The sequence below is a fragment of the Streptomyces sp. NPDC043738 genome, assembly GCF_056436545.1.
This window is the reverse complement of record NZ_JBWKCJ010000030.1, coordinates 1-26,744: the sequence shown is the minus strand read 5'-3', so window position 1 is coordinate 26,744 and position 26,744 is coordinate 1. Positions and strand designations below refer to the sequence as shown.

Sequence of the window (26,744 nt, the reverse complement as noted above, 5' to 3'; positions counted from 1 at the left end):
CCCAAGACAAGGACAACAACCCCCCCCCCCCGCCCCCGCAGCTCCGCCCCCCGGCCCCACCCCCCGCGCCCCCCCCTCGCCCCCCGGCCCTTTGTGCTGCCCGGTTCGCGGAGTGCGGTCGACTGTCCGTTCGTGGGCTGATATCACACCTACGGTCCGATTTTCCCTTCCTCTTCCTTTTCGGGGCGGGGTGGACGCGGGGAGGGGGAGGATGTGGGGTGAAAGGTGCACATAAAGGTGGGCGTAACGGCGGAGGTAAAGGCGGGTCAGGAGAGGAAAAGGGAAATGCCCCGGCGTGGTGTACGCCGGGGCATTTGTGCGGTGCGGGGGCTGGTTACACCTTGCGGAGGTGGAAGGTGAGGGCCAGAGCCTCGTCCGTGAAGGCGGGGCCGAAGGAGTCCTCCGGCTCGCCGGGAGCGAAGTCCGTGGCGAGGACCTCGTCGGAGATCAGGCCGGTGTGGTCGGTCAGCGCCGTGGTGACCTCGTCGTCCGTGGACCGCCAGCGCAGCGCGATCCGGTCGGCGACGTCGAGGCCGCTGTTCTTGCGGGCCTCCTGGATGAGGCGGATGGCGTCGCGGGCCAGGCCCGCTCGGCGCAGCTCCGGCGTGATCTCCAGGTCTAGGGCGACCGTGGCGCCCGCGTCGGAGGCCACCGACCAGCCCTCGCGCGGGGTCTCGGTGATGATCACCTCGTCGGGGGCGAGCGAGACGGCCTCGCCGTCGACCTCGACGCTCGCCGTGCCCTCGCGCAGCGCGAGCGAGAGGGCCGCGGCGTCCGCGGCGGCGACGGCCTTGGCGACCGCCTGGACGCCCTTGCCGAACCGCTTGCCCAGCGCACGGAAGTTGGCCTTCGCGGTGGTGTCGACGAGTGAGCCGCCGACCTCCGAGAGGGAGGCCAGCGAGCTGACGTTCAGCTCCTCGGCGATCTGTGCGCGCAGGTCCTCGGGCAGGCCCGCGAAGCCGTGCGCCGCGACCAGCGCGCGGGACAGCGGCTGACGGGTCTTGACGCCCGACTCGGCGCGGGTGGCGCGGCCCAGTTCGACCAGGCGGCGGACCAGCAGCATCTGGGCGGACAGGGTCGGGTCGATGGCCGCCTTGTCGGCCACCGGCCAGCCGGCGAGGTGGACGGAGTCGGGGGCGTCCGGGGTGACCGGGACGACCAGGTCCTGCCAGACCCGCTCGGTGATGAACGGGGTGAGCGGTGCCATGAGGCGGGTGACGGTCTCGATGACTTCGTGGAGCGTGCGCAGCGCGGCCGCGTCGCCCTGCCAGAAGCGGCGGCGGGAGCGGCGCACGTACCAGTTGGAGAGGTCGTCGACGAAGGACGAGAGGAGCTTGCCGGCGCGCTGGGTGTCGAAGGACTCCAGGGAGTCGGTGACCTGCTCGACCAGCGTGTTCAGCTCGCCCAGCAGCCAGCGGTCCAGCAGCGGCCGGTCGGCCGGGGCCGGGTCGGCGGCGGACGGCGCCCACTGGGACGTACGGGCGTACAGCGCCTGGAAGGCGACGGTGTTCCAGTACGTCAGCAGCGTCTTGCGGACGACTTCCTGGATGGTGCTGTGGCCCACCCGGCGGGCGGACCACGGCGAGCCGCCGGCCGCCATGAACCAGCGGACCGCGTCGGCGCCGTGCTGGTCCATCAGCGGGATCGGCTGGAGGATGTTGCCCAGGTGCTTGGACATCTTCCGGCCGTCCTCGGCGAGGATGTGGCCCAGGCAGACGACGTTCTCGTACGACGACTTGTCGAAGACCAGGGTGCCGACGGCCATCAGGGTGTAGAACCAGCCGCGGGTCTGGTCGATGGCCTCCGAGATGAACTGCGCCGGGTAGCGCTTCTCGAACAGCTCCTTGTTGCGGTACGGGTAGCCCCACTGCGCGAACGGCATCGAGCCCGAGTCGTACCAGGCGTCGATGACCTCGGGGACGCGGGTGGCGGTGCCCTGGCAGGTCGGGCAGGCGAAGGTGACCTCGTCGATGAACGGGCGGTGCGGGTCCAGGCCCGACTGGTCGGTGCCGGTCAGCTCGGTCAGCTCGGCCAGCGAGCCGACGCAGGTGAGGTGGTTCTCCTCGCAGCGCCAGATGGGCAGCGGGGTGCCCCAGTAGCGGTTGCGGGACAGCGCCCAGTCGATGTTGTTGTTCAGCCAGTCGCCGAAGCGGCCGTGCTTGACCGAGTCCGGGAACCAGTTGGTGTTCTCGTTCTCGCGGAGCAGGGCGTCCTTGACCGCGGTCGTGCGGATGTACCAGGACGGCTGGGCGTAGTAGAGCAGCGCGGTGTGGCAGCGCCAGCAGTGCGGGTAGCTGTGCTCGTAGGCGATGTGCTTGAAGAGCAGGCCACGGGCGGCGAGGTCCTCGACCAGGGCCTCGTCGGCCTTCTTGAAGAACTGGCCGCCGATCAGGGCGAGTCCGTCCTCGAAGGTGCCGTCGGGGCGGACCGGGTTGATCACCGGCAGGCCGTACGACCGGCAGGTCTTGAGGTCGTCCTCACCGAAGGCGGGGGCCTGGTGGACCAGGCCCGTACCGTCGTCGGTGGTGACGTACTCGGCGTTGACGACGAAGTTGGCGCCCTCCAGCTCGACCAGGGAGAACGGGCGCTCGTAGGACCAGCGCTCCATCTCGCGGCCGGTGAAGGACCGGCCGGTGGCCTCCCAGCCCTCGCCGAGGGCCTTCTCCAGCAGCGGTTCGGCGACGACCAGCTTCTCGGTGCCGTCGGTGGCCACGACGTAGGTGACGTCCGGGTGCGCGGCGGCGGCCGTGTTGGAGACCAGGGTCCAGGGGGTCGTCGTCCAGATGAGGAGGGACGCCTCGCCGGCGAGCGGGCCGGAGGTCAGCGGGAGGCGGACGTAGACCGAGGGGTCGACGACGGTCTCGTAGCCCTGCGCCAGCTCGTGGTCCGACAGACCCGTGCCGCACCGCGGGCACCAGGGGGCGACGCGGTGGTCCTGGACCAGCAGGCCCTTGTTGAAGATCTCCTTCAGCGACCACCACACCGACTCGATGTAGTCGGGGTCCATCGTGCGGTACGGGGCGTCGAGGTCGGTCCAGTACCCCATGCGGGTCGTGAGCTCGGCGAAGGCGTCGGTGTGGCGGGTCACCGACTCGCGGCACTTGGCGTTGAACTCGGCGATGCCGTACGCCTCGATGTCCTTCTTGCCGTTGAAGCCCAGCTCCTTCTCCACGGCCAGCTCGACCGGGAGGCCGTGGCAGTCCCAGCCGGCCTTGCGGTCGACGTGGTAGCCCTGCATCGTGCGGAAGCGGGGGAAGACGTCCTTGAAGACGCGCGCCTCGATGTGGTGCGCGCCGGGCATGCCGTTGGCCGTCGGGGGGCCCTCGTAGAAGACCCACTCGGGCCGGCCCTCGGACTGCTGGAGGGTACGGGCGAAGACCTTCTGTTCCTGCCAGAACTCGAGCACGGCGTGCTCGAGGGCGGGAAGGTCTACCTGGGCGGGTACCTGGCGGTACTGGGGCTGCTCACTCATCGGGGGCTTCCTCCGGCGGACACCTGCTGCGTTCTCCGTCCGGAGGGACGAGAGCCTGGGCTCCCGCGGTACCACCCTCCTTGGCGGTGCTGCTGCACCGCCCCCTCATTGGGGTCGCGCTGCCGGTTCTACTCGCCCTGGGTGGCCCGCGGCCCGTGGGCGGAGCCCACTGTCCAAAGCTTTCTTCCGGCGACTCCGGGGTGATCTTCACGTCGTGCACGCCCCCGGGCTTCCACCGTCCCCGGGTCGCTGCCGGCTGCGTACGACGCTACTCGTCCCATCAATGCCTCTCGCTCCGCCCAGTGTACGGGGCCGTGCCGACAGCGGCCGACCGAATTAGGGCGGCCGGGGGCGGGGAGGGCGGCCGGGGCGCCGTACGGGGACGCCCGCGACGTCGCCGTGACCCGAATGGCCAGCGGCCGGGTGCCGGACCGCCGGGCGGGTTACCCGGCGGGCAGCGGGGCACAACCGAGGCAGACCGGGCTTCCGGGCCGGGTGGCAGGACCCGTCGGGCGGTGCGCCCCGTTGCCGCGTGCCGTGCGGCGATTTATCGTTCCCGTCACGATTCGCGAACAACGTCACATATGTGAAGGGGTCGCGGCCATGGTGGCGAAGAAGACCGCCGCGCAGAAGAGCACGACGCCCGCCGACGAGGCCGTCGCGAAGCAGCCTGCACCGAAGACCCACGCTCCGAAGAAGGCCGCCGCGAAGAAGGCCGCCGCCAAGAAGACGGCGGCCGGCACGACCGCGCCCGACGAGACCGCGGCCGCGAAGTCCGCGGCCAGGAAGACCGCCGCCAAGAAGGCGGCGGCGAAGAAGACCGCGACGAAGGCTCCGGCCAAGAAGGCCGCGGTGCCCGCTAAGAAGACGGGAGCCAAGACGGTGGTGGCGAAGAAGACGGCGGCCGCGACGGCCAAGGCGCACGCGGACGACGCCCCGGTGCCCACGGCCCGGATGGCCGCACCGGGCGAGCTCGCCGTACGGCCCGGTGAGGATCCCTGGACACCCGCCGAGGTCGCCGAGGCGCGCACCGAGCTGATGGACGAGGTGGGGCGGCTGCGGGCGGAGATCACCGCCGCCGAGGACGCCATCGCCGGCCTGATGCGCGACTCCGGCGACGGCGCCGGCGACGACGAGGCCGACACCGGCACCAAGAACATCACCCGCGAGCACGAGCTGGCCCTGGCCTCCAACGCCCGCGAGATGCTCCACCAGACCGAGCGGGCCCTCGGCCGGCTGGACACCGGCACCTACGGGCTGTGCGAGAACTGCGGCAACCCCATCGGAAAGGCGCGGATGCAGGCGTTCCCCCGGGCGACGCTGTGTGTGGAGTGCAAGCAGAAGCAGGAGCGCCGCTGAGGCGGGGTACCCCGGTGGGGCGTCGCGGGCGGCACCCGTAGCGCCCGCCCCCGCACGTGTGTGCCGTACTCTCGTGATTCAAGCCAGGCACGGTCTGGCCGCGGACACGACGGGCTGAGGGACTCACACGTGGCAGAGGCGGAGCGCATCACCGGTACGCCGGAACCCGAGCCGGGTTCCGGGACGGATCCCACCGCGGGATCCGAAGGGGGAGGACCGGCGGAGCCGGAGCAGGGCGCCGGCCGCGGCAAGCGGCGGATCGTCGCGCTGCTGCTGATCGCGTTCTTCGTCTACCTGCTCGACCTGGGCAGCAAGGTCCTGGTCGTCGCGAAGCTGGAGCACCACGAGCCCATCCAGGTCATCGGGACGCTGCTGCAGTTCAGCGTGATCCGCAACCGCGGCGCCGCGTTCAGCATCGGCGAGGCACTGACGATCTTCCTCACGATCATCGCGGCGACCGTGATCGTGGTGATCGCCCGGATCGCCCGCAAGCTCTACAGCCTGCCCTGGGCCGTCGCGCTCGGACTGCTGCTCGGCGGTGCCTTCGGCAACCTCACCGACCGGATCTTCCGCTCGCCGGGCATCTTCGAGGGCGCGGTGGTCGACTTCATCGCCCCGGCGCACTTCGCGGTCTTCAACCTCGCGGACTCCGCGATCGTCTGCGGCGGCATCCTGATCGTGATCCTTTCCTTCCGGGGGCTGGACCCGGACGGCACGGTGCACAAGGACTGATTGCCCCGCGGCGTGCGGGGCCGGGGCGGAGCCGTGGGTGGTGTCGGTTGACGGGCGGGCGCTCCGCACCGCCGGACGGGTCACCCTGGCGTAACTGACATACTCGTGGGGTGAGCACCATTCCCGAGATCCGCACCCTGCCCGTACCGGACGGCCTGGAGGGCGAGCGCGTGGACGCCGCGCTGGCCCGGATGTTCGGCTTCTCCCGTACGAAGGCGGCCGAACTCGCCGCCGCCGGAAAGGTCCGGGTCGACGGATCCGAGGTGATGAAGTCCGAGCGAGTGCGCGGCGGCGCCTGGCTGGAAGTCGAGATGCCGCAGGCCGCGCCGCCCGTGGAGATCGTCGCCGAGCCCGTCGAGGGCATGGAGATCGTGCATGACGACGACGACATCGTCGTGATCGTCAAGCCGGTCGGCGTGGCCGCGCACCCGAGCCCCGGCTGGAGCGGCACGACCGTCATCGGCGGACTCGCCGCCGCCGGCTACCGCATCTCCACCTCCGGCGCCGCCGAGCGCCAGGGCATCGTGCACCGCCTCGACGTCGGCACGTCCGGGCTGATGGTCGTGGCCAAGTCCGAGCGCGCCTACACGCTCCTCAAGCAGCAGTTCCGCGAGCGCACAGTGGACAAGCGCTACCACGCCCTGGTCCAGGGCCACCCGGACCCGATGAGCGGCACCATCGACGCCCCCATCGGCCGGCATCCGCAGCACGACTACAAGTGGGCGGTCACCGCCGAGGGCAAGGCGTCGGTCACGCACTACGACCTCATCGAGGCGTTCCGCGCGGCCAGCCTGCTCGACATCAAGCTGGAGACCGGTCGCACCCACCAGATCCGGGTGCACATGTCCGCGCACCGCCACCCGTGCGTCGGCGACCTGACCTACGGCGCGGACCCCACCCTCGCCAAGCGGCTGGGGGTCGGCCGGCAGTGGCTGCACGCGGTCCGCCTCGGCTTCGAGCACCCCGCCGACGGCGGCTGGGTGGAGTTCGAGAGCGCCTACCCGGACGATCTGCAGCACGCCCTCGACACCGTGCGCGACGAGAGCAGCTAGAGCAGCTGACACGGCACGTCCGGCGCGGGGGTGCCGGAGCCGGCGGATCCACAGGCGTCTGGCACGCTTGGGGCGGAATGTGAGCGAATCCGACCCTTCCGGAGCGTCGTCACCGTGGACCAGCTGGCTCTGATCTCCCTCCTGCTGCTCGGAGCCGTGGTGATGGTCCCGGTCGGCGACCGGCTGGGACTGCCGTCACCGGTGCTGATGACGCTCGCCGGGGCCGTACTGGCGCTGCTGCCGTTCGTGCCCAACGTCGAGGTGCCGCCCGAGTTCATCCTGCCGGTGGTGCTGCCGCCGCTGCTCTACGCGGCCGTGCAGCGCACCTCCTGGCGGCAGTTCACCGCCAACCTCCGCCCGATCTTCCTGCTCGCCGTGCTGCTGGTCTTCGCCACCACGGCCGCGGTCGCCGCGGTCGCGCAGGCGGTGGTGCCCGGGATGCCGCTGGCCGCCGCGGTGGTGCTCGGCGCGCTGGTCGCCCCGCCCGACCCGGTCGCCGCGACCGCCGTCGCCGGCAAGCTGGGACTGCCCCGCCGGATGGTCTCGATCCTGGAGGGCGAGGGGCTGTTCAACGACGTCACCGCGATCGTGCTCTACCACGTCGCGCTCGCCGCGGTGGTCAGCGGCAGCTTCTCGGTGCCCGGCGCGCTCGGCGCGCTGGTGCTGTCCGCGGTCGTCGCCATGGCCGTCGGCCTGCTGCTCGGCTGGATCACCAACAAGCTGATGGGGCTGCTCGGCGACCCGACGCTGCAGATCGGGCTGACGCTGCTGGTGCCGTTCACGGCGTACATCCTGGCCGAGGAGCTGAAGGGCTCCGGTGTGCTCGCGGTGCTGACCACCGGGCTGTTCCTGGCCGAGTACGCGGTCGACGCCGACGACGTGCTGGGCCGGCTCGCCGGATACACCTTCTGGGAGGTCGTCGACACCCTCGTCACCGGCGTCGCCTTCGGGCTGATCGGCCTGGAGCTGCACAACATCTTCTGGGCCGCGTCGGGCCGTTGGGACCAGCTGTTCGCCGCCGGCGCCGCCGTGGTCGCGGTGGTCGTCGGCGTCCGTCTGCTGTGGCTGCTGCCCGCGGCCTGGCTGGCCAAGCGGATGCACCGGCGCCGCGACTACGACGAGGACATCCCGATGAGCTGGCGGGAGACGGTCATCCTGTGGTGGTCGGGGATGCGCGGGGTGGCCTCGGTGGCGCTGGCGCTGGCCCTCCCCTACGAGATCGACGGCGTCGCCTTCCCGGACCGCGCCGAGATCCTCTTCATCGCCTTCGCGGTGGTGCTCTCCACCCTGCTCGTCCAGGGCCTCACGCTGCCCTGGCTGGTGCGCACACTGCGGGTGCGGGCCAGCTCCGACGCCGCCGACGCGCTGGAGCGCGAGCTGGCGATCCGGATGATCAAGGCGTCCAAGCGCCGGCTGAAGGAGATCCTGGAGGTCGAGGAGCTGCCCGAGGAGGTCAGGGACCAGCTGGCGCGCCGGGCCTATGACATCGGCGCCCGGATCGCGCCGGACATCGTCGACGACGAGCGGCGCGAGCTCTTCGAAAAGCGCATCACCCGGATGAAGAAGGTGCAGCGCATCCAGGGCGAGATGCTCTCGGCGGCCCGGCACGAGGTGCTGGCGGCGCGCAGCGAGCCGGGTGCGGACCCGGAGGTGGTGGACCGGGTGCTGCGGCAACTGGACATGCGGAGCCTGCGGGCCGCGCCGTGACGCGGGGCGGGCGCCTCAGCGCCGCGGCGGCTCCCCGGCCCGGCCCGTCGGCGCCGGCCCCGTGCTGATCCGCGGCAGCGCGTAGGCGTGCTCGGTGCGCAGCCACTCGATCATCCGCTCGCGGACCTCGCAGCGCACCGTCCAGAGGGTGTCCGCGTCCCGGGCGGTGACCAGGGCCCGCACCACGATCGTGGACGCGGTGGTGTCGGTGACCACCAGGCTCCAGGACCGGCCGTCCCAGTCCGGGCACTCCTGGAGGATCTCGTGCAGCCGCTGGCGCATCTTCTCCACCGGCGCGCCGTGGTCGAGGTGGAACAGGACGGTCCCGGTCATCTGGGCGCCGCCGCGCGACCAGTTCTCGAACGGCTTGCCGGTGAAGTACGACACCGGCATGGTGATCCGCCGCTCGTCCCAGGTCCGTACGGTCAGGAACGTCAGGGTGATCTCCTCGACGGTGCCCCACTCGCCGTCCACCACGACCGTGTCCCCGATCCGCACCATGTCGCCGAAGGCGATCTGCAGCCCCGCGAAGAGGTTGCCGAGGGTCGACTGGGCGGCGATACCGGCGACGATGCCCAGCAGCCCGGCCGACGCCAGCATCGAGGTGCCGACCGCCCGCATCTCCGGGAACGTCAGCAGCATCGCGGCGGCCGCCACGACGATCACCACGGCCGTCACCACCCGGTGGATCAGCGTCACCTGGGTCCGCACCCGCCGCACCCGGGCGGCGTCCCGGGCGCCGGCCGCGTAGCGCGAGTAGGACGACTCGACGATCGCCGCCGCGACCCGTACGGCGAGCCAGGCGGTGGCCGCGATCAGCACCAGGGTCAGCGCCTGGCCGGTCCCCGCCCGGTGCTCCTCGATCACCCCGATCCCGCTCTCGTCGTACGAGCCGCGCAGCAGGGCCGCGCACAGCACCACCTGCAGCGGTATCCGGCAGCGGCGCAGCAGCCCCCACAGCGGGGTCTCCGGGTGGGCGGCGTCGACCCGGCGCAGCGCGCGGTCGGTGAGCCAGCCCAGGACGAGCGTGATGACGAGCGAGCCGCCGGCCACGGCGACGGGACGCAGCACGTCCTCCAGCGACACGGTGATCCTCCTCGGTTCGGATGGCGCTTGAGTGTGCTGCTACCCGGTCACCACCGTCGTCAATGGCACGATGGGGCCACAACGATCCGACCCAGGGAAGTGATGCAGTGCCGGCCTCCACCGAGCCCGCGGCCAGCGGGCCCTTGACGATTGCCCTGTTCCATTCGGTGTGCGGGCTGCGCCCGGCCGTGCAGGCCGCCGCGGACCGGCTGCGCGCCGCGGGACACGAGGTTCTCGTCCCCGATCTCTTCGACGGCCGGACCGCCGAATCGGTGCCGGACGGCATCCTGATCAAGGAGGAGATCGGCAAGGAGGAGCTGCTCAAGCGCGCCATCACGGCCGTCGCGCCGTACTCCGACCGCGGCCTGGTCTACGCCGGTTTCTCCTTCGGCGGCTCGGTCGCCCAGACCCTCGCACTGGGCGACGAGAAGACCCGCGGGCTGTTGCTGCTGCACGGCACCTCCGACATCGCCGAGGGCGCCGTGGCCGACGATCTGCCGGTGCAGCTGCATGTCGCCGACCCGGACCCCTACGAGCCGCACGACTGGCTGAACGCCTGGTATCTGCAGATGCGCCGGGCCGGTGCGGACGTCGAGGTCTTCCGCTACGCCGGCGCCGGCCACCTGTTCACCGACCCCGGTCTGGCGGACTACGACGCCGAGGCGGCCGAGAGCACCTGGAAGGTGGCGCTGGGCTTCCTGGACAGCCTGTGAGCGGCGGTCCGTGGTGGCGCGGCGGGCGGGACCGGGGTGCCGCGGAGGGCTCCTAGGCGACCGGCCCGTCGGCCCGCTCGATCTGCCGGCTGCCCGTCCGCGTGCGGTACGAGCGCAGATGCGTGCTGGTGGCGTGCGGGTCGGTCTTGTCGGAGATGCCGAAGTAGTCCATCTGCGTGCGCTCGGCGCTGACGTCCAGGACCCCGTAGCCGTGCGAGTCCATGTCCAGCCACTTCACATGCCGGTTGGCGGCCCGGATGGCGGCGACGCCGGCCAGCGAGACGGTGTGCGGGGCGACGTGCAGGAAGTCGTCGACGTTGTCGGAGGTGACGGAGGTGACCACGAACTCCGTCGCCACCGGCCGGGTGGCGGGGTAGGTCGCCGCCTTCAGCGGCACCTCGTTGGCCCAGGCCATGTGGATGTCACCGGTCAGGAACACGGTGTTGTCGATACCGCGGTCGCTGAGGTGGCCCAGCAGTTCGTGCCGGTCGTCGGTGTAGCCGTCCCACTGGTCGGTGTTGACCGCCAGTCCCTCCTTGGGTATGCCGAGGATCTCGGCGAGCGGGCCGAGCAGATGGGCGGGCAGGGAGCCGAAGGCGACCTGCGAGACCATGACCGAGGTGCCGACCAGCCGCCAGGCGGTGTCCGAGCGCTCCAGGCCGGCCTTGAGCCAGTCCAGTTGGGCCCGTCCGGTGATCGTCCGGCTCGGGTCGTCGACCGCGCCGCTGCCCGGCTTGGCCTGCTCGTCGCGGAACGACCGCAGGTCCAGCAGGTGCAGATCGGCGAGGGTGCCGAAGCGCAGCCGGCGGTAGGTGGTGCCGGCCGTGGAGGGGCGTACCGGCATCCACTCGAAGTACGCCTGCTTCGCGGCGGACATCCGCGCCGACCAGGAGCCCTCGGTGTCCGGCGAGTGGTTCACCGCGCCGCCCCGCCAGGCGTTGTCGGCGAACTCGTGGTCGTCCCACATGGCGATGACCGGGTGGGTGGCGTGCATCGCCAGCGCGTCCGGGTCGGTCTTGTGGGCGCCGTGCCGGATGCGGTAGTCGGCGAGCGTGAGCAGCTCGTGTGCGGGGGAGTGCGGGCGGACGACGTACTTGAAGTCCGGGTACTCGCCGGACTTGTACTCGTAGAGGTAGTCGCCGAGGTGCAGCACCGCGTCCAGCTCGGTGCGGGCGGCCAGATGCCGGTACGGGGAGAAGTAGCCGGACTCCCAGTTGGCGCAGGAGACCACGCCGAAGCGGACGTTGCCGGCCGCGGCGTCGTGCGCGGGGGCGGTGCGGGTCCGGCCGACGGGGGAGTGCTGCCCGTCGACGGTGAAGCGGTAGTAGTAGTGGGTGGCCGGGCGCAGACCGCGGACGTCCGCCTTGACGGTGTGGTCGGTGGCCGCCGAGGTCTTCACCGAGCCCCGTGCGACGACGGTGGCGAAGTCCTTGTCGGCGGCCACCTGCCAGCTCACGTCGGTGGCCGGTCCGCGGCCGGAGCCCGGGGTGGCCGACGGCGTCGGGGTGACCCGGGTCCACAGCAGCACGCCGTCCGGGAGCGGGTCACCGGAGGCGACGCCGTGCTGGAAGAACCGGGCCTGGTCCAGGGCCTGCTGGGCGGACGCGGGGGCGGCGCCGGCGAACGGCAGAAGGGCGGCGGTGGCGGCTACGGCCGTAACGGCAGTGCGGCGCGAGATCTGGTCATGATCGGTCACGGCCGATCACCTTACTGGCCAGTAATCGACAACGGGAGGGCGATGACCGGGAATACCGAGAATTCGCCCACCCGTTGGCCGTAAGCCGCTCAACGGGTGCCCGAGGGGTCCTTTTCGCCCTCGCGAATACCCTTTCCGCCGTCCTTGCCGCCCTTGCCGCCGTCCGACCCCTTCGCCGGGCCGAACTCCTTGTCGATCATCTTCTCGAAGTTGGCCCGGGCGAGCTGGTTGTACTGCGCCTGCGTCATCTGGCGCTGCGGGATCTGGTCCATCACCAGCTTCTTGTCGCCGTGCATGAAGGTCGGCGTGCCCCTGACCCCCTTGCGGCCGAAGAGCGCGGTCATGTCCATCGCCCAGCGGTCGTAGGTGCCCTTCTCGACCGCCGTCTTGAACGCCTTGTTGTTCTTCAGCTCCGGCACCTCGCCGGCGGCCTTGAGCAGCTCGGAGTCCTTGGCGTAGAGGTCCTCGCGCTCGTCGGGGTGGTACTTGGTCGAGTACAGCGCCGTCTTGAACTTCAAGAAGGCCTCGGGGCCGACGTCCAGCGCCGCACCCAGCGCGCTCAGCGCGTTCTTCGAACCCTCGCCGCCCGCGTTGTCGTCGATGAAGGTGTACATCGTGAAGCGGACCCGGTACCGGCCGTCCTCGATGTCCTTGAGCAGCGCCGGACCGCTGCTCTGCTCGAAGGACGCACACGCCGGGCAGCGGACGTCCTCGAAGACCTCCAGGGTCTCCTTGGCCTTCGGGTCGCCTATCAGGATCTCGGTGTGGTTCTTGCCCTGGGTGTACTTCGGCGCGACGGGCTTGTTCTCCTTGGCGGCCTCCCAGCCGGTCGGCTCGTTGGCCTTCATCACGGCGAAGCCGATACCGCCGGCCACGGCCAGGATGCCGACGACCGCGCCCGCCACGGCGAGTTGGCGGCGCAGCCGCTCCTGCTTCTTCTGGCGCTCGCGCTCGGCGCGGATGCGTTCGCGGGCTGCCTGCTTGCTGGCCTGGCTGTTGCGGTTGCTCATGGGGGGTCCCCTCAAGGGTGTTCGACGCTTACGGACTGGTCAGACGGCGAACGGACGGGGCGGGCCGCGGCGCCGTACGCAGTGCACGAGGAGGGGGAGCGGACGGGCCGGCGGCAGCGGGCGCAGCGGGCGGATCCGCCGGCGGGGCGGGGCGGTCGCGGCGCCGGCCACCGCGGCGGCGGTCCGCAGCGGGCGGAAGGCGGCGGTCGAGGCCGCGCGCAGCAGGGCGTCCAGGGCGGCGTCGCCGCGGTGCAGCCAGCCGGCGGCCAGCAGGCCGAGCGCGAGGTGGGCCGCGAGCAGCAGCCAGGAAGGCCCGGACGCCGGTCCGGCCGGCGGCAGCGGGGCGGCCGGATGCGCCGCGAGGCGTGCCAGCGGGGTGCCCAACTCGCCGCCCGCGCACAGCAGATGGAGGCCGACCGCGCGCAGCGGTGCGGCCAGGGGGCCGCCGGCCGGTCCGTAACAGGCGTGCTGCCCGGTGGTGAAGACGGTGTCCGCGGCCAGCTCCAGCGGCACCAGCAGCGCCGCCACCGGCCGGTATCCGCGCTCGCGGCCCGTCAGCGCATACGCGGCGGCGAAGACGCCGGCGCAGACCCAGGCGACCGTGGCGGGCGGCAACGGGGCGCGGGAGAGCAGCACATGGGAAGCCGCGGACAGCGTGACGCACAGCGCGGTGAACAGCGCCGCCCGCACCGCCCTGAGTTCACCGCCCGGCGCGCCCGCGGGCCGGCCGCCCGGGCGCACCGCCCTCGCCTGCATGGGCGGGAGTCTGCCATGTCCACGGCAGCGGCCCGGGTCAAGATTTGGCATCGGCCGGCGCGCTCACCGCGCGCCGGCCGAGGGGTCAGGGTCGCGACCCGGTCACTTCTTCAGGGCCTTGTCGACCATGGAGTTGAAGGCGGCGGCGCTCGACGGGGCCGCCTTACCCTGCGGGGTGTCCGTGCCGATCACCGTGTCGTTGACCTTCACGGTCGGGGTGCTGCTGACGTCCTTGTGCGAGTTGAACTCGGCGGACACCTCCAGCGCCCAGCGGTCGTACGTGCCGGCCTTGACGGCCTTCTGGAAGGCGGCGTTGCCCTTGAGCGCGGGGACGGTGTCCGCGACCTTGATCAGGTAGCTGTCGTCGGCGAACTTGTCCGGACCGGTCTCCTCGGGGTGGAACTCCTTGGAGTACAGCGCGTACTTGTACTTCAAGAAGGCGTCCGGGCTGACGTTGAGGGCGGCGCCCAGCGCGGACAGCGCGTTCTTGGAGCCGGTGCCCTTGAGGTTGCCGTCGAGGAACGTGCCCAGGTGGTAGGCCGCCTTGTACTTGCCGTCCTTGATGTCCTTCTCGACGGTCTGGCCGACGTTCTGCTCGAAGTTGGCGCAGCCCGGGCAGCGCGGGTCCTCGAAGAGGCTGAGGGTGTTCTTGGCATCCGCCTTGCCGATGACGATCGTGGTGCCCTCGGCGCCGCTGGTGTTGGCGGGCTTGACGAGCTTGGCCTTCGCCGCCTTCGCCCACACCGTGCTGTCGCCCGCGGTCTTCTCCGCCGCGGAGTCGCCGCCGCCCGAGTTGGCGACCGCCACGCCGATACCGCCGGCGATCGCCAGCACGCCGACGATCGCACCGCCGACGGTCAGCTGCCGGCGGACCCGCTCCTTCTTGGCCTGCCGCTCACGCTCGGCGCGCAGCCGCTCGCGGGCTGCCTGCTTGTTGGCCTGGCTGTTGCGGTTGCTCATGACTGTTCCTGCTCCGTGGAATCCGTGGGTGGTGTGCCTGCCGTCGGAGGCGTACGCACGCGAGGTGCGGGCGTACGCGTGCTGCGCGTGCCGGGTACGGGGACCGGGCGGTCACGCAGCGAGCGCGCAGGGCGGCCCACGGCGCACGACGCAGTGCACCAGCAGGGGGGCGCTCCGGGCCGGGCGGCCGGCCCGGACGGGCACGGGCGCCGGGCGGCGCGGGGCGGCCGCGGCACCGATGACCGCGACGGCGATCAGCAGCGGGCGGAAGGCGAAGCCGGCCACCGCGCCCAGCACCTGGGCCAGCGCCGCCTCGCCGCGACGCAGCCAGCCGGCCGCCAGCAGTCCTATCGCCAGATGCGCGGTGAGCAGCAGCAGCCCGGTCGTGGCGGGCGCGGCACCGTCCTCGGACAGTCGGGTCAGGGGGCCGCCGACCTGGCCGCCGCAGAGCAGGTCCACGCCCAGCGAGCGCAGCGGGCCGGCCACCGGGCCGCCCGCCCCGCCGTAACAGGTGTGCTGGCCGATGCTGAAGACCAGGTCGGCGGCGAGCTCCAGGGGGACCAGCAGGGCGGCGATCCGTCCGTAGCCGCGCTCCCGGCCGGCCAGCGCGTAGGCGAGCGCGAAGACGGCGGCGGAGAGCGCGGCGACGGTGGTCAGCGGCAGCGGCATGCGCGACAGCAGCACATGGGACGCCGCGGACAGCGTCACGCACAGCGCCGTGAAGAGCGCCGCGCGCAGTGCCCGCAGGTGTGCCGCCGAGATGTCCATTGCTGCCGAGTGTGCCATGGGCCGGGATAAGTGGCGCCTAAGGGTGATCAAAGTCGCACATAGCGGAAAAACCGCTGCGTACGGGACACATGGGTCCGGCCTCTCGGGCGCCCGGTCCCTACAGGCCGGGGATCCGGCCGTTGCGGAAGAGGTCGACGAAGATCTGGTGGTCGGCGCGGGCCCGGGCTCCGTAGGAGTGCGCGAAGTCCACCAGCAGCCCCGCGAAGCCGTCCTCGTCGGCCGCGAGGGCCGCGTCGATGGCCCGCTCGGTCGAGAACGGCACCAGGGAGTGGCCGCTCTCGTCGTCCGCCGCGGCGTGCATCGTGGCCGTCGCCCGGCCCAGGTCGGCGACGACCGCGGCGATCTCCTCCGGGTCGTCGATGTCCGACCAGTCCAGATCGACGGCGTACGGCGAGATCTCGGCGACCAGCTGGCCGGCGCCGTCCAGCTCGGTCCAGCCCAGCCACGGGTCGGCGTGGTCCTGCAGGGCCCGCTGCGAGATCACCGTGCGGTGGCCCTCGTGCTGGAAGTAGGAGCGGACCGCGGGGTCGGTGACGTGCCGGGAGACGGCCGGGGTCTGCGCCTGCTTCATGTAGATCACCACATCGTTCTCCAGGGCGTCGCTGTTGCCCTCGAGCAGGATGTTGTACGACGGCAGGCCGGCCGAGCCGATGCCGATGCCGCGCCGGCCCACCACGTCCTTGACCCGGTAGGAGTCCGGACGGGCCAGGCTCGACTCCGGCAGCGTCTCCAGATAGCCGTCGAAGGCGGCGAGGACCTTGTAGCGCGTCGCCGCGTCCAGCTCGACGCTGCCGCCGCCCGCCGCGAAGCGCCGTTCGAAGTCGCGGATCTCGGTCATCGAGTCCAGCAGCGCGAACCGGGTCAGCGCGCGGGCGTCGCGCAGCGCGTCCAGCAGCGGGCCGTCGGCGGTGTCCAGCGTGAAGGGCGGCAGCTCCTCCTTGTCGGAGTTCTTGGCCCGTGAGGCCAGCGCGTGGATGCGCTCGCGGTAGGCGGCGGCGTAGGTGCGCACCAGGTCGGTGATCTGCTCGTCGCTGAGCGCCTTGGCGTAGCCGATCAGCGCGACCGAGGCGGCGAACCGCTTGAGGTCCCAGGTGAAGGGGCCGACGTAGGCCTCGTCGAAGTCGTTGACGTTGAAGATCAGCCGGCCGGTGGCGTCCATGTAGGTGCCGAAGTTCTCGGCGTGCAGGTCGCCGTGGATCCACACCCGGCTGGTCCGCTCGTCCAGATAGGGGCCGCTGTCCCTGCCGCCGTCCTGGGCGGCCTGCGCCTCCAGGTCCCGGTAGAACAGGCACGCCGTGCCCCGGTAGAAGGCGAACGCGGAGGCGGCCATCTTCCGGAATTTCACGCGGAAGGCCGCGGGGTCGGCGGCGAGCAGCTCTCCGAAGGCGGTGTCGAAGACGGCGAGGATCTCCTCGCCGCGCTGCGCGGCGTCCTGCGCCGGGGCGTGCTGGGACGGCATCGCTGGGTGCCTCCTGAGGTGCGGAAAGTGGTACGAGAGTCATGGCGGACCCGCGGCACGGAGGGTGGCGCGGATCTGTCACGGACAACGGGCGGGAAGGTGTTCGAGTGCCCGCCGACAACGGGTGAGGGTACGCCTGGGGCGCCCGCGGTTGTCAGTGGGGAGTCGTAGACTTCGAGACCGTCGAATCCTCCCTCAGCTGATGCCGGGAGGTGCCCCCGTCCTCAACCGTTTCCCGGAGGTCCTCCGCCGTGGCAGCCCCGTCCAGGCCCCCGTTCACGCACCTGCACGTCCACACGCAGTACTCGCTGCTGGACGGCGCGGCGCGGCTGTCGGACATGTTCAAGGCGGCCAACGAGATGGGCATGACGCACATCGCGATGTCCGACCACGGCAACCTCCACGGCGCGTACGACTTCTTCCACTCGGCGCAGAAGGCCGGGGTGACGCCGATCATCGGCATCGAGGCGTACGTCGCCCCCGAGTCGCGGCGCAACAAGCGCAAGATCCAGTGGGGCCAGCCGCACCAGAAGCGCGACGACGTCTCGGGTTCGGGTGGTTACACCCACAAGACGATCTGGGCGGCGGACAAGACCGGTCTGCACAACCTCTTCCGGCTCTCCTCGGACGCCTATGCGGAGGGCTGGCTGCAGAAGTGGCCGCGGATGGACAAGGAGACCATCGCCCAGTGGTCCGAGGGCCTGATCGCCTCCACCGGCTGCCCGTCGGGAGAGCTGCAGACCCGGCTGCGGCTGGGGCAGTACGAAGAGGCGCGCAAGGCCGCGGGCGAGTATCAGGACATCTTCGGCAAGGACCGGTACTTCCTCGAGCTGATGGACCACGGCATCGAGATCGAGCGCCGGGTCCGCGACGACCTGCTGAAGATCGGCAAGGAGCTCGGCATCCCGCCGCTGGTCACCAACGACTCGCACTACACCTACGCCCATGAGTCCACGGCGCACGACGCGCTGCTGTGCATCCAGACCGGCAAGAACCTCTCCGACCCGGACCGCTTCCGCTTCGACGGCACGGGCTACTACCTGAAGTCCACGGAGGAGATGTACGCCATCGACTCCTCGGACGCCTGGCAGGAGGGCTGCGCCAACACCCGCCTGGTCGCCGAGCAGATCGACGTCACCGGGATGTTCGAGAAGCGCGACCTGATGCCGAAGTTCGACATCCCCGAGGGCTACACGGAGGTCACCTGGTTCCAGGAGGAGGTCCGGGTCGGCATGAAGCGCCGCTTCCCGGGCGGCGTCCCCGAGGACCGCCAGAAGCAGGCCGAGTACGAGATGGACGTCATCATCCAGATGGGGTTCCCCGGCTACTTCCTCGTGGTCGCCGACTTCATCATGTGGGCCAAGAACAACGGCATCGCGGTCGGCCCCGGACGAGGCTCCGCGGCCGGCTCGATCGTCGCCTACGCCATGGGTATCACCGACCTCGACCCCATCGAGCACGGGCTGATCTTCGAGCGGTTCCTCAACCCCGAGCGTGTCTCCATGCCCGATGTCGACATCGACTTCGACGAGCGCAGGCGCGTCGAAGTGATCAGGTACGTGACGGAGAAGTACGGCGCCGACAAGGTCGCCATGATCGGCACGTACGGAAAGATCAAGGCGAAGAACGCCATCAAGGACTCCGCCCGCGTGCTCGGATACCCGTACGCGATGGGCGACCGCCTCACCAAGGCCATGCCCGCCGACGTCCTGGGCAAGGGCATCGATCTCGACGGCATCACCAACCCCAAGCACCCGCGCTACAGCGAGGCGGGCGAGATCCGGGGGATGTACGAGAACGAGCCGGACGTGAAGAAGGTCATCGACACCGCCAAGGGCGTGGAGGGCCTGGTCCGGCAGATGGGTGTGCACGCGGCCGGCGTGATCATGTCCAGCGAGCCGATCGTCGACCACGCCCCGATCTGGGTGCGGCACACCGACGGCGTGACGATCACGCAGTGGGACTACCCCCAGTGCGAGTCGCTCGGCCTGCTCAAGATGGACTTCCTGGGCCTGCGCAACCTGACCATCATGGACGACGCCGTCAAGATGGTGAAGGCGAACAAGGGCGTCGACCTGGAGCTGCTCTCCGTCCCGCTGGACGACCCCAAGACCTACGAGATGCTCTGCCGCGGCGACACGCTCGGCGTCTTCCAGTTCGACGGCGGCCCGATGCGCTCGCTGCTGCGCCTGATGAAGCCCGACAACTTCGAGGACATCTCCGCCGTCTCGGCCCTGTACCGCCCGGGCCCGATGGGCATGGACTCGCACACCAACTACGCGCTGCGCAAGAACGGCCTCCAGGAGATCACCCCGATCCACAAGGAGCTGGAGGAGCCCCTCAAGGAGGTCCTCGGCCTGACCTACGGCCTGATCGTCTACCAGGAGCAGGTGCAGAAGGCCGCCCAGATCATCGCCGGGTACTCCCTCGGCGAGGCCGACATCCTCCGCCGCGTCATGGGCAAGAAGAAGCCCGAGGAACTGGCGAAGAACTTCGTGCTCTTCCAGGAGGGCGCGAAGAAGAAGGGCTTCTCCGACGAGGCCATCCAGGCCCTGTGGGACGTCCTGGTCCCGTTCGCCGGCTACGCCTTCAACAAGGCCCACTCCTCCGCGTACGGCCTGGTCACGTACTGGACCGCCTACCTCAAGGCCAACTACCCCGCCGAGTACATGTCCGCGCTGCTGACCTCCGTGCGCGACGACAAGGACAAGTCTGCGGTCTATCTGAACGAGTGCCGGCGCATGGGCATCAAGGTGCTGCCGCCGAACGTCAACGAGTCCGAGGCGAACTTCGCCGCCCAGGGCGACGACGTGATCCTCTTCGGCCTCACCGCGGTCCGCAACGTCGGCCAGAACGTCGTCGACTCGATCATCCGCTGCCGCAAGGCCAAGGGGAAGTACGCCTCCTTCCCCGACTACCTCGACAAGGTCGACGCGGTGGTCTGCAACAAGCGCACCACCGAATCGCTGATCAAGGCCGGCGCGTTCGACGAGATGGGCCACACCCGCAAGGGCCTGACGGCGCACTACGAATCGATGATCGACAACGTCGTCCAGGTCAAGCGCAAGGAGGCCGAGGGGCAGTTCGACCTCTTCGGAGGCATGGGCGACGACAGCGCGGACGACGGTCCCGGCTTCGGCCTGGACGTGGAGTTCTCGGACGTGGAGTGGGACAAGACCTACCTCCTCGCCCAGGAGCGCGAGATGCTCGGTCTCTACGTCTCCGACCACCCGCTCTTCGGCCTGGAGCACGTGCTGTCCGACAAGGCCGACGCCGCCATCGCCCAGCTCACCGGCGGCGACTACTCCGACGGCTCCATCGTCACCATCGGCGGCATCATCTCCGGCCTGCAGCGCAAGATGACCAAGCAGGGCAACGCCTGGGCGATCGCCACCGTCGAGGACCTGGCCGGCTCCATCGACTGCATGTTCTTCCCCGCGACCTACCAGCTGGTGTCCACCCAACTCGTCGAGGACACCGTGGTGTTCGTCAAGGGACGGCTCGACAAGCGCGAGGACATCCCGCGGCTGGTCGCCATGGAGATGATGGTCCCCGACCTGTCGGAGGCGGGCGCCAACGCCCCCGTGACGATCACCATCCCGACGGTCAAGGTGACCCCGCCGATGGTCGAGAAGCTCGGCGAGGTGCTCAGCAGCCACCGCGGCTCCACGGAGGTGCGGATCAAGCTGCAAGGGGCGCGCAAGACCACGGTGCTGCGACTGGACCGGCACCGCGTCACGGCGGACCCGTCGCTCTTCGGCGACCTCAAGGTGCTGCTCGGTCCGTCCTGCCTGGCGGGCTGACCCCGCGGCGGGCCGCCGGTCCGCGCTGCCCCGAGGGGCGCGTCCGCAGTGGACGCGCCCCTCAACTCATCTGCGGCATAGGTCAGTTGTGGCCGAAGCGCCGCTCGCGGTTCTTGCGGGCCAGGTCTCCGGGCGTGGCCGAGGTCGACTTCGACTGGGCCTCCATGGCCGACTGCTGGGCTTGCTGCTGGCCGCGCTCGGCCGCGGATGCCGACTTCTGCTGCTGACCGCGGTTCTGCTTCTTGTCCTTGGCCATGACCATTGCCTCCTGAGGGGGAATCTGGGATCGGGGCCGGGACCAGACTTACATGCCGGACAGAAGCCTGCATTTCGGGCAATTACCCTGTGTAAAAGGCACGATCACGCGCTGTACCCAAGATCCCCGCCGAATCCGCCACGCCGATGATCGAGTTCGGGCTGATAACCCCCGTACGGTCGGGCAGACTCGAAGGAAAGCCGAAGGAAACTCGTGCCACGTGCCGAGCCGGGGGGCGACCGGACTTTCAGCACCTCAGGGAAGAGGGTGGAACGTGGATCGCTGCGTCGTGCTGGTGGACGCCGGGTACTTGCTCGGCGCCGCCGCGAGTCTGCTCGCCGGAGAGCCCGTCCGGTCCCGGATCACCGTCGATCACGCCGCCCTCATCCAGGGCCTGCGCCAGCGCGCCGAGGCGGACACCGAGCGCCCGCTGCTGCGGATCTACTGGTTCGACGGTGCCCCCGACCGGGTCCCGCAACCCGAGCACCGCAGGCTGCGCGTGATGTCCCGGGTCACCGTCCGGCTGGGCGCCCTGACCCGCAGCGACGGCCGCTGGGCGCAGAAGGGCGTGGACGCAGCCATGCACGCCGAGCTGACCGAGCTGGCCCGCAACCGCGCCTGCTCCGACATCGTCCTGGTCACCGGCGACGGCGATCTGCTGCCCGGCCTGATGTCGGCGAAGGAGCACGGTGTCGCCGTCCACCTGTGGGCCGTCCAGGCCGCCGACGGCGACTACAACCAGTCCGAGGACCTGGTCGCCGAGGCCGACGAACGGCGGGTGCTGGACCGCACCTGGATCACCCGCGCCGTGCGCGCCAAGGAACTCGGCGGGCCCTCCGGACCGCCGCCCGCCCCCCGCCCCGAGATCGCCGCGATCCTCTCCGCGCCGCTGCCCGAGTCCGCGGTCGCGGCCGCCGCGGCCGCCGCCTGCCCGGAGCCCGCCGACCGCACGCACGAGCACAACGGGGTCAACGGGGCGGCGCGGCCCGCGCCCGGCACCGACGCCGCCCCGCCCGACGACGAGCCGGACGCCGCCGCCGGGCGGGGCGGCGTCCCCACCCCCAAGGACCTGGCCGGGCTGGGCCGGGACCGCGCGGCCGGCCAGCAGTCCCCGCCCGCCGCCGGCGCCACCCTGCGCTGGTCGTCCGACAAGGGCTGGGTCGAGCGCGGCGGCCCGGTCGGCGAGCCCTCCGAGACCGCCGGCCTGCCCACCCTCGCCCAGCTCACCAGCGCCGAGCAGCGCTGGGCCGACCGCGAGGAGGACATCACCGCCGTCAGCGGCGACCCCTTCGAGGTCGGCCAGGTCTTCGCCCGCCGCTGGACCGACCGGCTCTCCGACACGGCGCATCTGCAGCAGCTGTCGACGGAGTACCCGCGCATCCCGCACCGCATCGACGGCGAACTGCTGCGCTACGCCGCCCGGTTCGGGCTGCTCGCCCACAAGGACGACCAGATCGACGAGCACGACCGCTACGCCATCCGGGCCGGATTCTGGCGCGAGGTCGATCTGCGCACGGCCGCCGAGCACGTCCCGGCCGGTGACTGACGGCCCCCGCCCGCCGCTTCCCGGCCCGCCCCCGGAGCCCCGCGGGCCGGTGGCGGGCCGGGGACGCGTACCCTCGTAGCTCGTGAGGACGGGCGCAAAACAGGCGGAGCGCGGCGGGCCGGTGTGCGCCGTGCGGGACCTGGTCAAGACGTACCCCGCGGTGCGTGGGCGCCGCGGGGCGGCACAAGCACCCGCCGTACGGGCCAACGACGGCATCACTCTGGACGTCCGCCGCGGCGAGATCTTCGGGTTGCTGGGCCCCAACGGCGCCGGCAAGTCCACCCTGGTCCGCCAGCTGACCGGACTGCTGCGCCCGGACTCCGGCAGCATCGCCGTACTCGGCCACGACCTGGTGCGCCACCCGGAGCGGGCCGCCCGGCTGCTCGGCTACCTGGGGCAGGAGTCCACCGCCCTGGACGAGATGACGGTCGCCCTCGCCGTGGAGACCACCGGCCGACTGCGCGGCCTCGGGGCGCGCGAGGCGCGCGCCGAGCGGGACGCGGTGACCGACGAGCTGGGCCTGGCGGACATCGCCGGCCGGGCGCTGAAGAAGCTCTCCGGCGGTCAGCGGCGGCTGGCCTGCGTCGCCACCGCGCTGATCGGCGAGCGGCCGCTGCTGGTGCTGGACGAGCCGACCACCGGTATGGACCCCGTGGCGCGGCGCGCCGTATGGGCCGCGGTCGACCGGCGCCGGGCCGAGCGGGGCGTCACGGTGGTGCTGGTGACCCACAACGTCCTGGAGGCCGAGAGCGTGCTCGACCGGGTCGCGGTGATCGACCGGGGCCGGGTGATCGCCTGCGACACGCCCGGCGGACTGAAGGACATGGTCAGCGACGAGGTACGGCTGGAACTGGTCTGGCGCGACCGCCCGCCGCTGGACGTCCCCGAGGTCGCCGCCCTCGAAGCCGGCGCCCGGGTCTCCGGCCGCCGCTGGACCCTCCGCCTCCCCGCCGACCGGGCCCGCTCCGCGGTGGCCGCGGTCACCGCGGGTCCCGCCTTCGCGGCCCTCGACGACTTCACCCTCGCCACACCGAGCCTGGAGGACGTGTATCTGGCGCTGGGCGGGCGAGGCGAGGGGCTGGTCAAGGCGTGAGCGGGTGGCGTGAGACGCGGCGGCGCGGCGGACGTATCAAGTGCTGCGAGGGCAGCGAGGAAGGCCGGGTGGCAGCGTGAGTGTGGTTCCCGCGCAGGCGGTGGCCGGGGCGGTAGCGGGCGGTGGGACGTGGTCCGAGGACGGGGCCGCCCCGCTGGCCCCGCGCGCCCGCCTGCTGCCCGCGCTCGGCGCCGTCTACCGCGCCCAGCTCTCCCGGGCCCGGGTCGCACGGATCCCGCTGCTGTTCGTCGCGACCTTCCAGTCCATCGGGATCATGGTCCTGCTGCGCGGGGTGGTCGACGACGGCGAGGCGGCGCGGTCGGTGGTCTCCGGCTCCAGCGTGCTGGTCGTCGCCTTCGTGGCGCTCAACCTGCTCGCCCAGTACTTCGGCCAGCTACGGGCCGGCGGCGGGCTCGACCACTACGCGACGCTGCCGGTCCCGCCGGCCGCCGTGGTGCTCGGCGCGGCCGCCGCCTATGCCTCCTTCACCGTCCCGGGGACGATCGTCACCGCCGTCACCGGTTGTGTGCTCTTCCAGCTGCCGATGGCCAACCTCTGGGTGCTGGCCGCCGTGCTCCCGCTCGCCGGAGCCGCGCTGGCCGGCCTCGGCGCGGCCCTCGGCCTGCTCGCCCCGCGCCCCGAACTCGCCACGCTATGCGGCCAGTTGGGCATGTCGGCGGCGCTGCTGCTGGGTGTGCTGCCGGCCGAGCGGATGCCCGAGGTGATCGGCTGGGCCCGCGATCTGCTGCCCTCGACCTACGGTGTGGAGGCGCTGGCCCGCAGCTTCGACGCGCACCCCGACTGGGTGGCGGTCGCCGCCGACCTGGGCGTCTGCGCGGCCGTCGGCGTGCTCTCGCTGGCCATCGCGACCTGGGCGTACCGCAGGGCGGCGGCCCGATGACCGGTGCCGCCGCCCCGAACGGGCGTCCTGCTGCCGGGCCCACCGGCCCCACCTGGCACGATGACGGGGTGACCGCACCGCTGACGCCATCCGACAACCAACCGCCCGAAGAGCCGCAGTACCCCCGGGCCGCGCCCGCCGCCCCGGCCGGCCACGACGGCCCGGTCAACCCCGAGCTGCCGCGCGAGCTGCGCGAGGGTGCGGTGATCGCGATCCTGGTCGCGGTGAGCGGCGTGCTGCTCGGCGTGCTGTGGAACTGGCTCGCGCCGCACATCCCGCTGATCGCGGACGCCCGCAACGTCTATCTGAAGAACACCGAGGGCGAGGAGGCGATCGGCGCGGACGGCACCTTCGTGCTGCTCTCGCTCGGCTTCGGTGTGCTCACCGCGGCCGTGGTCTTCCTCTTCCGCCGGCGCGGCGGCATCCCGCTGGTCGTGGCACTGGTCCTGGGCGGGCTGCTGGGCGCGGCGGTGGGCTGGGTGACCGGCATGTGGCTGGGCCCCACCCCTGACGTGGTCGCGCACGCCAAGCAGGTCGGTCCCGGTGTGGCCTTCGAGGGCCCGCTGCGGCTGCAGTCGAAGGGCGCGCTGCTGGCCTGGCCGATCGCCGCCATGGTCACGCAGCTGGCGCTGACCGGTCTCTTCGGTCCCCGCGACCCGGAGCCGCCGGCGCCGGACTGGTCCGGGAGCCACGACTACCACGGGCCGCACGGCCACCAGGGCCCCGACGACCAGCCGGCACCGGACGACCGGCAGGCACCGCACGGCCACCACGGGCAGCAGCCGCCGACCGCGACCTGACCGGCGCGCGGCGGTACCAGCGGCGGCCGGGCCACCGGCCGCCCCGCAGGCCCTCAGCCGCGCGCGATCGGCGCCATCCGGGCCCCGGTCAGCGCCACCAGGTCCGCCGGCGCCAGCTCGACCTCCAGCCCCCGGCGCCCCGCCGAGACGCACACCGTCGGGCGGCCCTCGGCCGAGGCGTCCACGACCGTGCGCAGCCGCTTGCGCTGCCCCAGCGGCGAGATCCCGCCGAGGACATAGCCCGTGCTGCGTTCGGCCGCCGCCGGATCGGCCATCGTGGCCCGTTTGCCGCCCACCGCGGCCGCCAGCGCCTTGAGGTCCAAGGACCCCGACACCGGCACCACGGCGACCGTCAGGGTGCCGTCGACCTCCGCCAGCAGCGTCTTGAACACCTGGTCGGCGGGGACGCCGAGCGCCTCGGCGGCCTCCTCGCCGTACGAGGGAGCGGCGGGGTCGTGCTCGTAGGCGTGCACCGTGAACGGGACGCCGGACGCGGTGAGCGCCACCGTCGCGGGCGTTCCACCGGATTTCCTGGACTTCTTCGCCAACGTCTTCAGGCCTCGCGTCAGTTCGGGCTGGTCGGCTGCCTGGTCAGATCCACGGCCGGCAGCGACGGGAGCTTACCGAGCAGCGCCGACTCCTGGCGAAGGAGTTTCAGCTCCTGCCCGAGCCGGGTGGCGGTGTCGGGCGCCTCCAGCAGCAGCTGCTTGGCGGGGACGTCCAGCACGGCCGCCGCCGCGACGAGGTACGACAGCACGGACGGATCGGCCGGCAGGTCCTGCCCGCTCGACAGCGTCCGCTCGTTCGCCCAGGCCAGCCGCTTCTGATACGTCCGAAAGGCCCGTACGACCCCGGAGGCGAGCGCGCCCGCGCCTTCGCCCTGGCTCTCTTCCAGCTCCTCCAGTTCGCCGGTCAGATACGGCCCGGAGGCGTCCACCGACAGCAGCCGGAAGCGGGTGGTGCCGGTGGCCAGGACCTCGTAGCCGGTGTCGTCGGTGGAGGACTTCTCCCGGATGGTCGCCGCGTCCGCGACGCAGCCCACCGAGTGGAACGCCTGCAGCGGGTCGTCCCCGAAGCCCGCCGCGGGGCCGCCCTCGGACGGCAGCGTGGCGTCCGGCATGCCCTGGGCGGTGGGCGCCACCTCGCGGCCGTCCCGGATCGCGATCACCGCGAAGCGGCGGTCGTCCTCGGGCACCGCGCTCAGATCGCGCATCATCGCCCGGTACCGCGCCTCGAAGACGTTCAGCGGGAGCACGAGTCCCGGGAACAGCACCGAGTTCAACGGGAAGAGGGGGAGGCGCAGGGAGGTCACAGCCCGTAAGCCTAGACGCTGCGCTTGGCTTGCTTCCCATGTGGTGCGGGTGTGGGTTTTCGGCTGTCCCGCCGTGCTGGATTTCTGTGGTTCGCCTGCGGCGGGCGGGGTCCGCTGCGCGGGGCTTTCGGGGTGCGGGGGGGGGGGGGGGGGGGGGGGGGGGGGGGGGGGGGGGGGGGGGGGGGGGGGGGGGGGGGGGGTGTAGCCAGAGGCCGCCACCCCTACTAGGGAGGTGCCGGAGA

General features: G+C 71.7%; 21 protein-coding genes. 10 read left to right on the top strand and 11 right to left on the bottom strand.

Annotated features, from left to right (window positions below; all coding sequences use genetic code 11):
* Positions 1-334 precede the first annotated feature (334 nt).
* Positions 335-3,472: an isoleucine--tRNA ligase gene (ileS, locus tag AC0680_RS30570; RefSeq protein WP_478635122.1), complete on the bottom strand. Its 3,138-nt coding sequence runs from the start codon at positions 3,470-3,472 to the stop codon at positions 335-337.
* A gap of 603 nt (positions 3,473-4,075) precedes the next feature.
* Between ileS and AC0680_RS30565 the strand changes: the two genes are divergently transcribed.
* From AC0680_RS30565 to AC0680_RS30550, 4 genes are all read left to right on the top strand, one after another.
* Positions 4,076-4,831 (top strand): TraR/DksA family transcriptional regulator, encoded by a 756-nt coding sequence (locus tag AC0680_RS30565; RefSeq protein ID WP_478635120.1) that lies wholly within the window; start codon positions 4,076-4,078, stop codon positions 4,829-4,831.
* Positions 4,832-4,960: 129 nt separating this feature from the next.
* Complete coding sequence (gene lspA / locus AC0680_RS30560; protein WP_384442099.1) at positions 4,961-5,563, top strand: signal peptidase II; 603 nt, start codon at positions 4,961-4,963, stop codon at positions 5,561-5,563.
* Between the two features lie 110 nt (positions 5,564-5,673).
* A complete protein-coding gene (locus AC0680_RS30555) occupies positions 5,674-6,615 on the top strand; it encodes an RluA family pseudouridine synthase (protein WP_478635117.1) in 942 nt (313 codons plus the stop codon).
* Between the two features lie 114 nt (positions 6,616-6,729).
* A complete protein-coding gene (locus tag AC0680_RS30550; RefSeq protein ID WP_478635115.1) occupies positions 6,730-8,322 on the top strand; it encodes a Na+/H+ antiporter in 1,593 nt (530 codons plus the stop codon).
* 15 nt (positions 8,323-8,337) lie between these two features.
* Here AC0680_RS30550 and AC0680_RS30545 read toward each other — a convergent pair whose 3' ends face one another.
* Positions 8,338-9,402 (bottom strand): mechanosensitive ion channel family protein, encoded by a 1,065-nt coding sequence (locus AC0680_RS30545; RefSeq protein WP_478635275.1) that lies wholly within the window; start codon positions 9,400-9,402, stop codon positions 8,338-8,340.
* A 149-nt stretch (positions 9,403-9,551) separates the two neighbouring features.
* Here AC0680_RS30545 and AC0680_RS30540 point away from each other — a divergent pair, with 149 nt between their 5' ends.
* On the top strand, positions 9,552-10,121 hold the full coding sequence (locus AC0680_RS30540) for a dienelactone hydrolase family protein (protein ID WP_478635273.1): 570 nt from the start codon (positions 9,552-9,554) through the stop codon (positions 10,119-10,121).
* Between the two features lie 52 nt (positions 10,122-10,173).
* Here the strand turns inward: AC0680_RS30540 and AC0680_RS30535 are convergent, their stop codons facing one another.
* From AC0680_RS30535 to AC0680_RS30510, 6 genes are all read right to left on the bottom strand, one after another.
* Positions 10,174-11,817, bottom strand: coding sequence for an alkaline phosphatase D family protein (locus tag AC0680_RS30535; protein ID WP_478635112.1), 1,644 nt, complete (start codon positions 11,815-11,817; stop codon positions 10,174-10,176).
* 89 nt (positions 11,818-11,906) lie between these two features.
* The gene (locus AC0680_RS30530) at positions 11,907-12,827 is read right to left on the bottom strand and encodes a thioredoxin domain-containing protein (RefSeq protein WP_478635109.1); all 921 of its coding nucleotides are present in this window, start codon (positions 12,825-12,827) and stop codon (positions 11,907-11,909) included.
* 39 nt (positions 12,828-12,866) lie between these two features.
* Positions 12,867-13,583 (bottom strand): hypothetical protein, encoded by a 717-nt coding sequence (locus AC0680_RS30525; RefSeq protein WP_478635106.1) that lies wholly within the window; start codon positions 13,581-13,583, stop codon positions 12,867-12,869.
* 102 nt (positions 13,584-13,685) lie between these two features.
* The gene (locus tag AC0680_RS30520) at positions 13,686-14,543 is read right to left on the bottom strand and encodes a thioredoxin domain-containing protein (RefSeq protein WP_478635105.1); all 858 of its coding nucleotides are present in this window, start codon (positions 14,541-14,543) and stop codon (positions 13,686-13,688) included.
* A gap of 111 nt (positions 14,544-14,654) precedes the next feature.
* Complete coding sequence (locus AC0680_RS30515) at positions 14,655-15,311, bottom strand: hypothetical protein (RefSeq protein ID WP_478635103.1); 657 nt, start codon at positions 15,309-15,311, stop codon at positions 14,655-14,657.
* Positions 15,312-15,429: 118 nt separating this feature from the next.
* Positions 15,430-16,791 carry a DUF2252 domain-containing protein gene (locus AC0680_RS30510; RefSeq protein ID WP_478635100.1) on the bottom strand — a complete coding sequence of 454 codons (1,362 nt, stop codon included), beginning with the start codon at positions 16,789-16,791 and terminating at the stop codon, positions 15,430-15,432.
* A gap of 251 nt (positions 16,792-17,042) precedes the next feature.
* Here AC0680_RS30510 and dnaE point away from each other — a divergent pair, with 251 nt between their 5' ends.
* A complete protein-coding gene (dnaE, locus tag AC0680_RS30505) occupies positions 17,043-20,594 on the top strand; it encodes a DNA polymerase III subunit alpha (protein ID WP_478635097.1) in 3,552 nt (1,183 codons plus the stop codon).
* Positions 20,595-20,676: 82 nt separating this feature from the next.
* Here dnaE and AC0680_RS30500 read toward each other — a convergent pair whose 3' ends face one another.
* On the bottom strand, positions 20,677-20,850 hold the full coding sequence (locus AC0680_RS30500) for a hypothetical protein (protein WP_468981734.1): 174 nt from the start codon (positions 20,848-20,850) through the stop codon (positions 20,677-20,679).
* 274 nt (positions 20,851-21,124) lie between these two features.
* Here AC0680_RS30500 and AC0680_RS30495 point away from each other — a divergent pair, with 274 nt between their 5' ends.
* The 4 genes from AC0680_RS30495 (at position 21,125) to AC0680_RS30480 (ending at position 25,190) form a co-directional block, all read left to right on the top strand.
* Entirely contained in the window at positions 21,125-22,396 is a 1,272-nt protein-coding gene (locus AC0680_RS30495) for an NYN domain-containing protein (protein ID WP_478635093.1), read from the top strand.
* Positions 22,397-22,478: 82 nt separating this feature from the next.
* Positions 22,479-23,489, top strand: a complete 1,011-nt coding sequence (locus tag AC0680_RS30490; RefSeq protein WP_384442060.1) for an ABC transporter ATP-binding protein — start codon at positions 22,479-22,481, stop codon at positions 23,487-23,489.
* A gap of 76 nt (positions 23,490-23,565) precedes the next feature.
* The gene (locus tag AC0680_RS30485) at positions 23,566-24,390 is read left to right on the top strand and encodes an ABC transporter permease (RefSeq protein WP_478635091.1); all 825 of its coding nucleotides are present in this window, start codon (positions 23,566-23,568) and stop codon (positions 24,388-24,390) included.
* A gap of 68 nt (positions 24,391-24,458) precedes the next feature.
* On the top strand, positions 24,459-25,190 hold the full coding sequence (locus AC0680_RS30480) for an ABC transporter permease (protein ID WP_478635088.1): 732 nt from the start codon (positions 24,459-24,461) through the stop codon (positions 25,188-25,190).
* Positions 25,191-25,243: 53 nt separating this feature from the next.
* Here the strand turns inward: AC0680_RS30480 and ybaK are convergent, their stop codons facing one another.
* Both ybaK and AC0680_RS30470 read right to left on the bottom strand, forming a co-directional pair.
* Positions 25,244-25,738 (bottom strand): Cys-tRNA(Pro) deacylase, encoded by a 495-nt coding sequence (ybaK, locus tag AC0680_RS30475; protein ID WP_478635085.1) that lies wholly within the window; start codon positions 25,736-25,738, stop codon positions 25,244-25,246.
* Positions 25,739-25,755: 17 nt separating this feature from the next.
* A complete protein-coding gene (locus AC0680_RS30470) occupies positions 25,756-26,502 on the bottom strand; it encodes an LON peptidase substrate-binding domain-containing protein (RefSeq protein WP_478635082.1) in 747 nt (248 codons plus the stop codon).
* Positions 26,503-26,744: the final 242 nt, after the last annotated feature.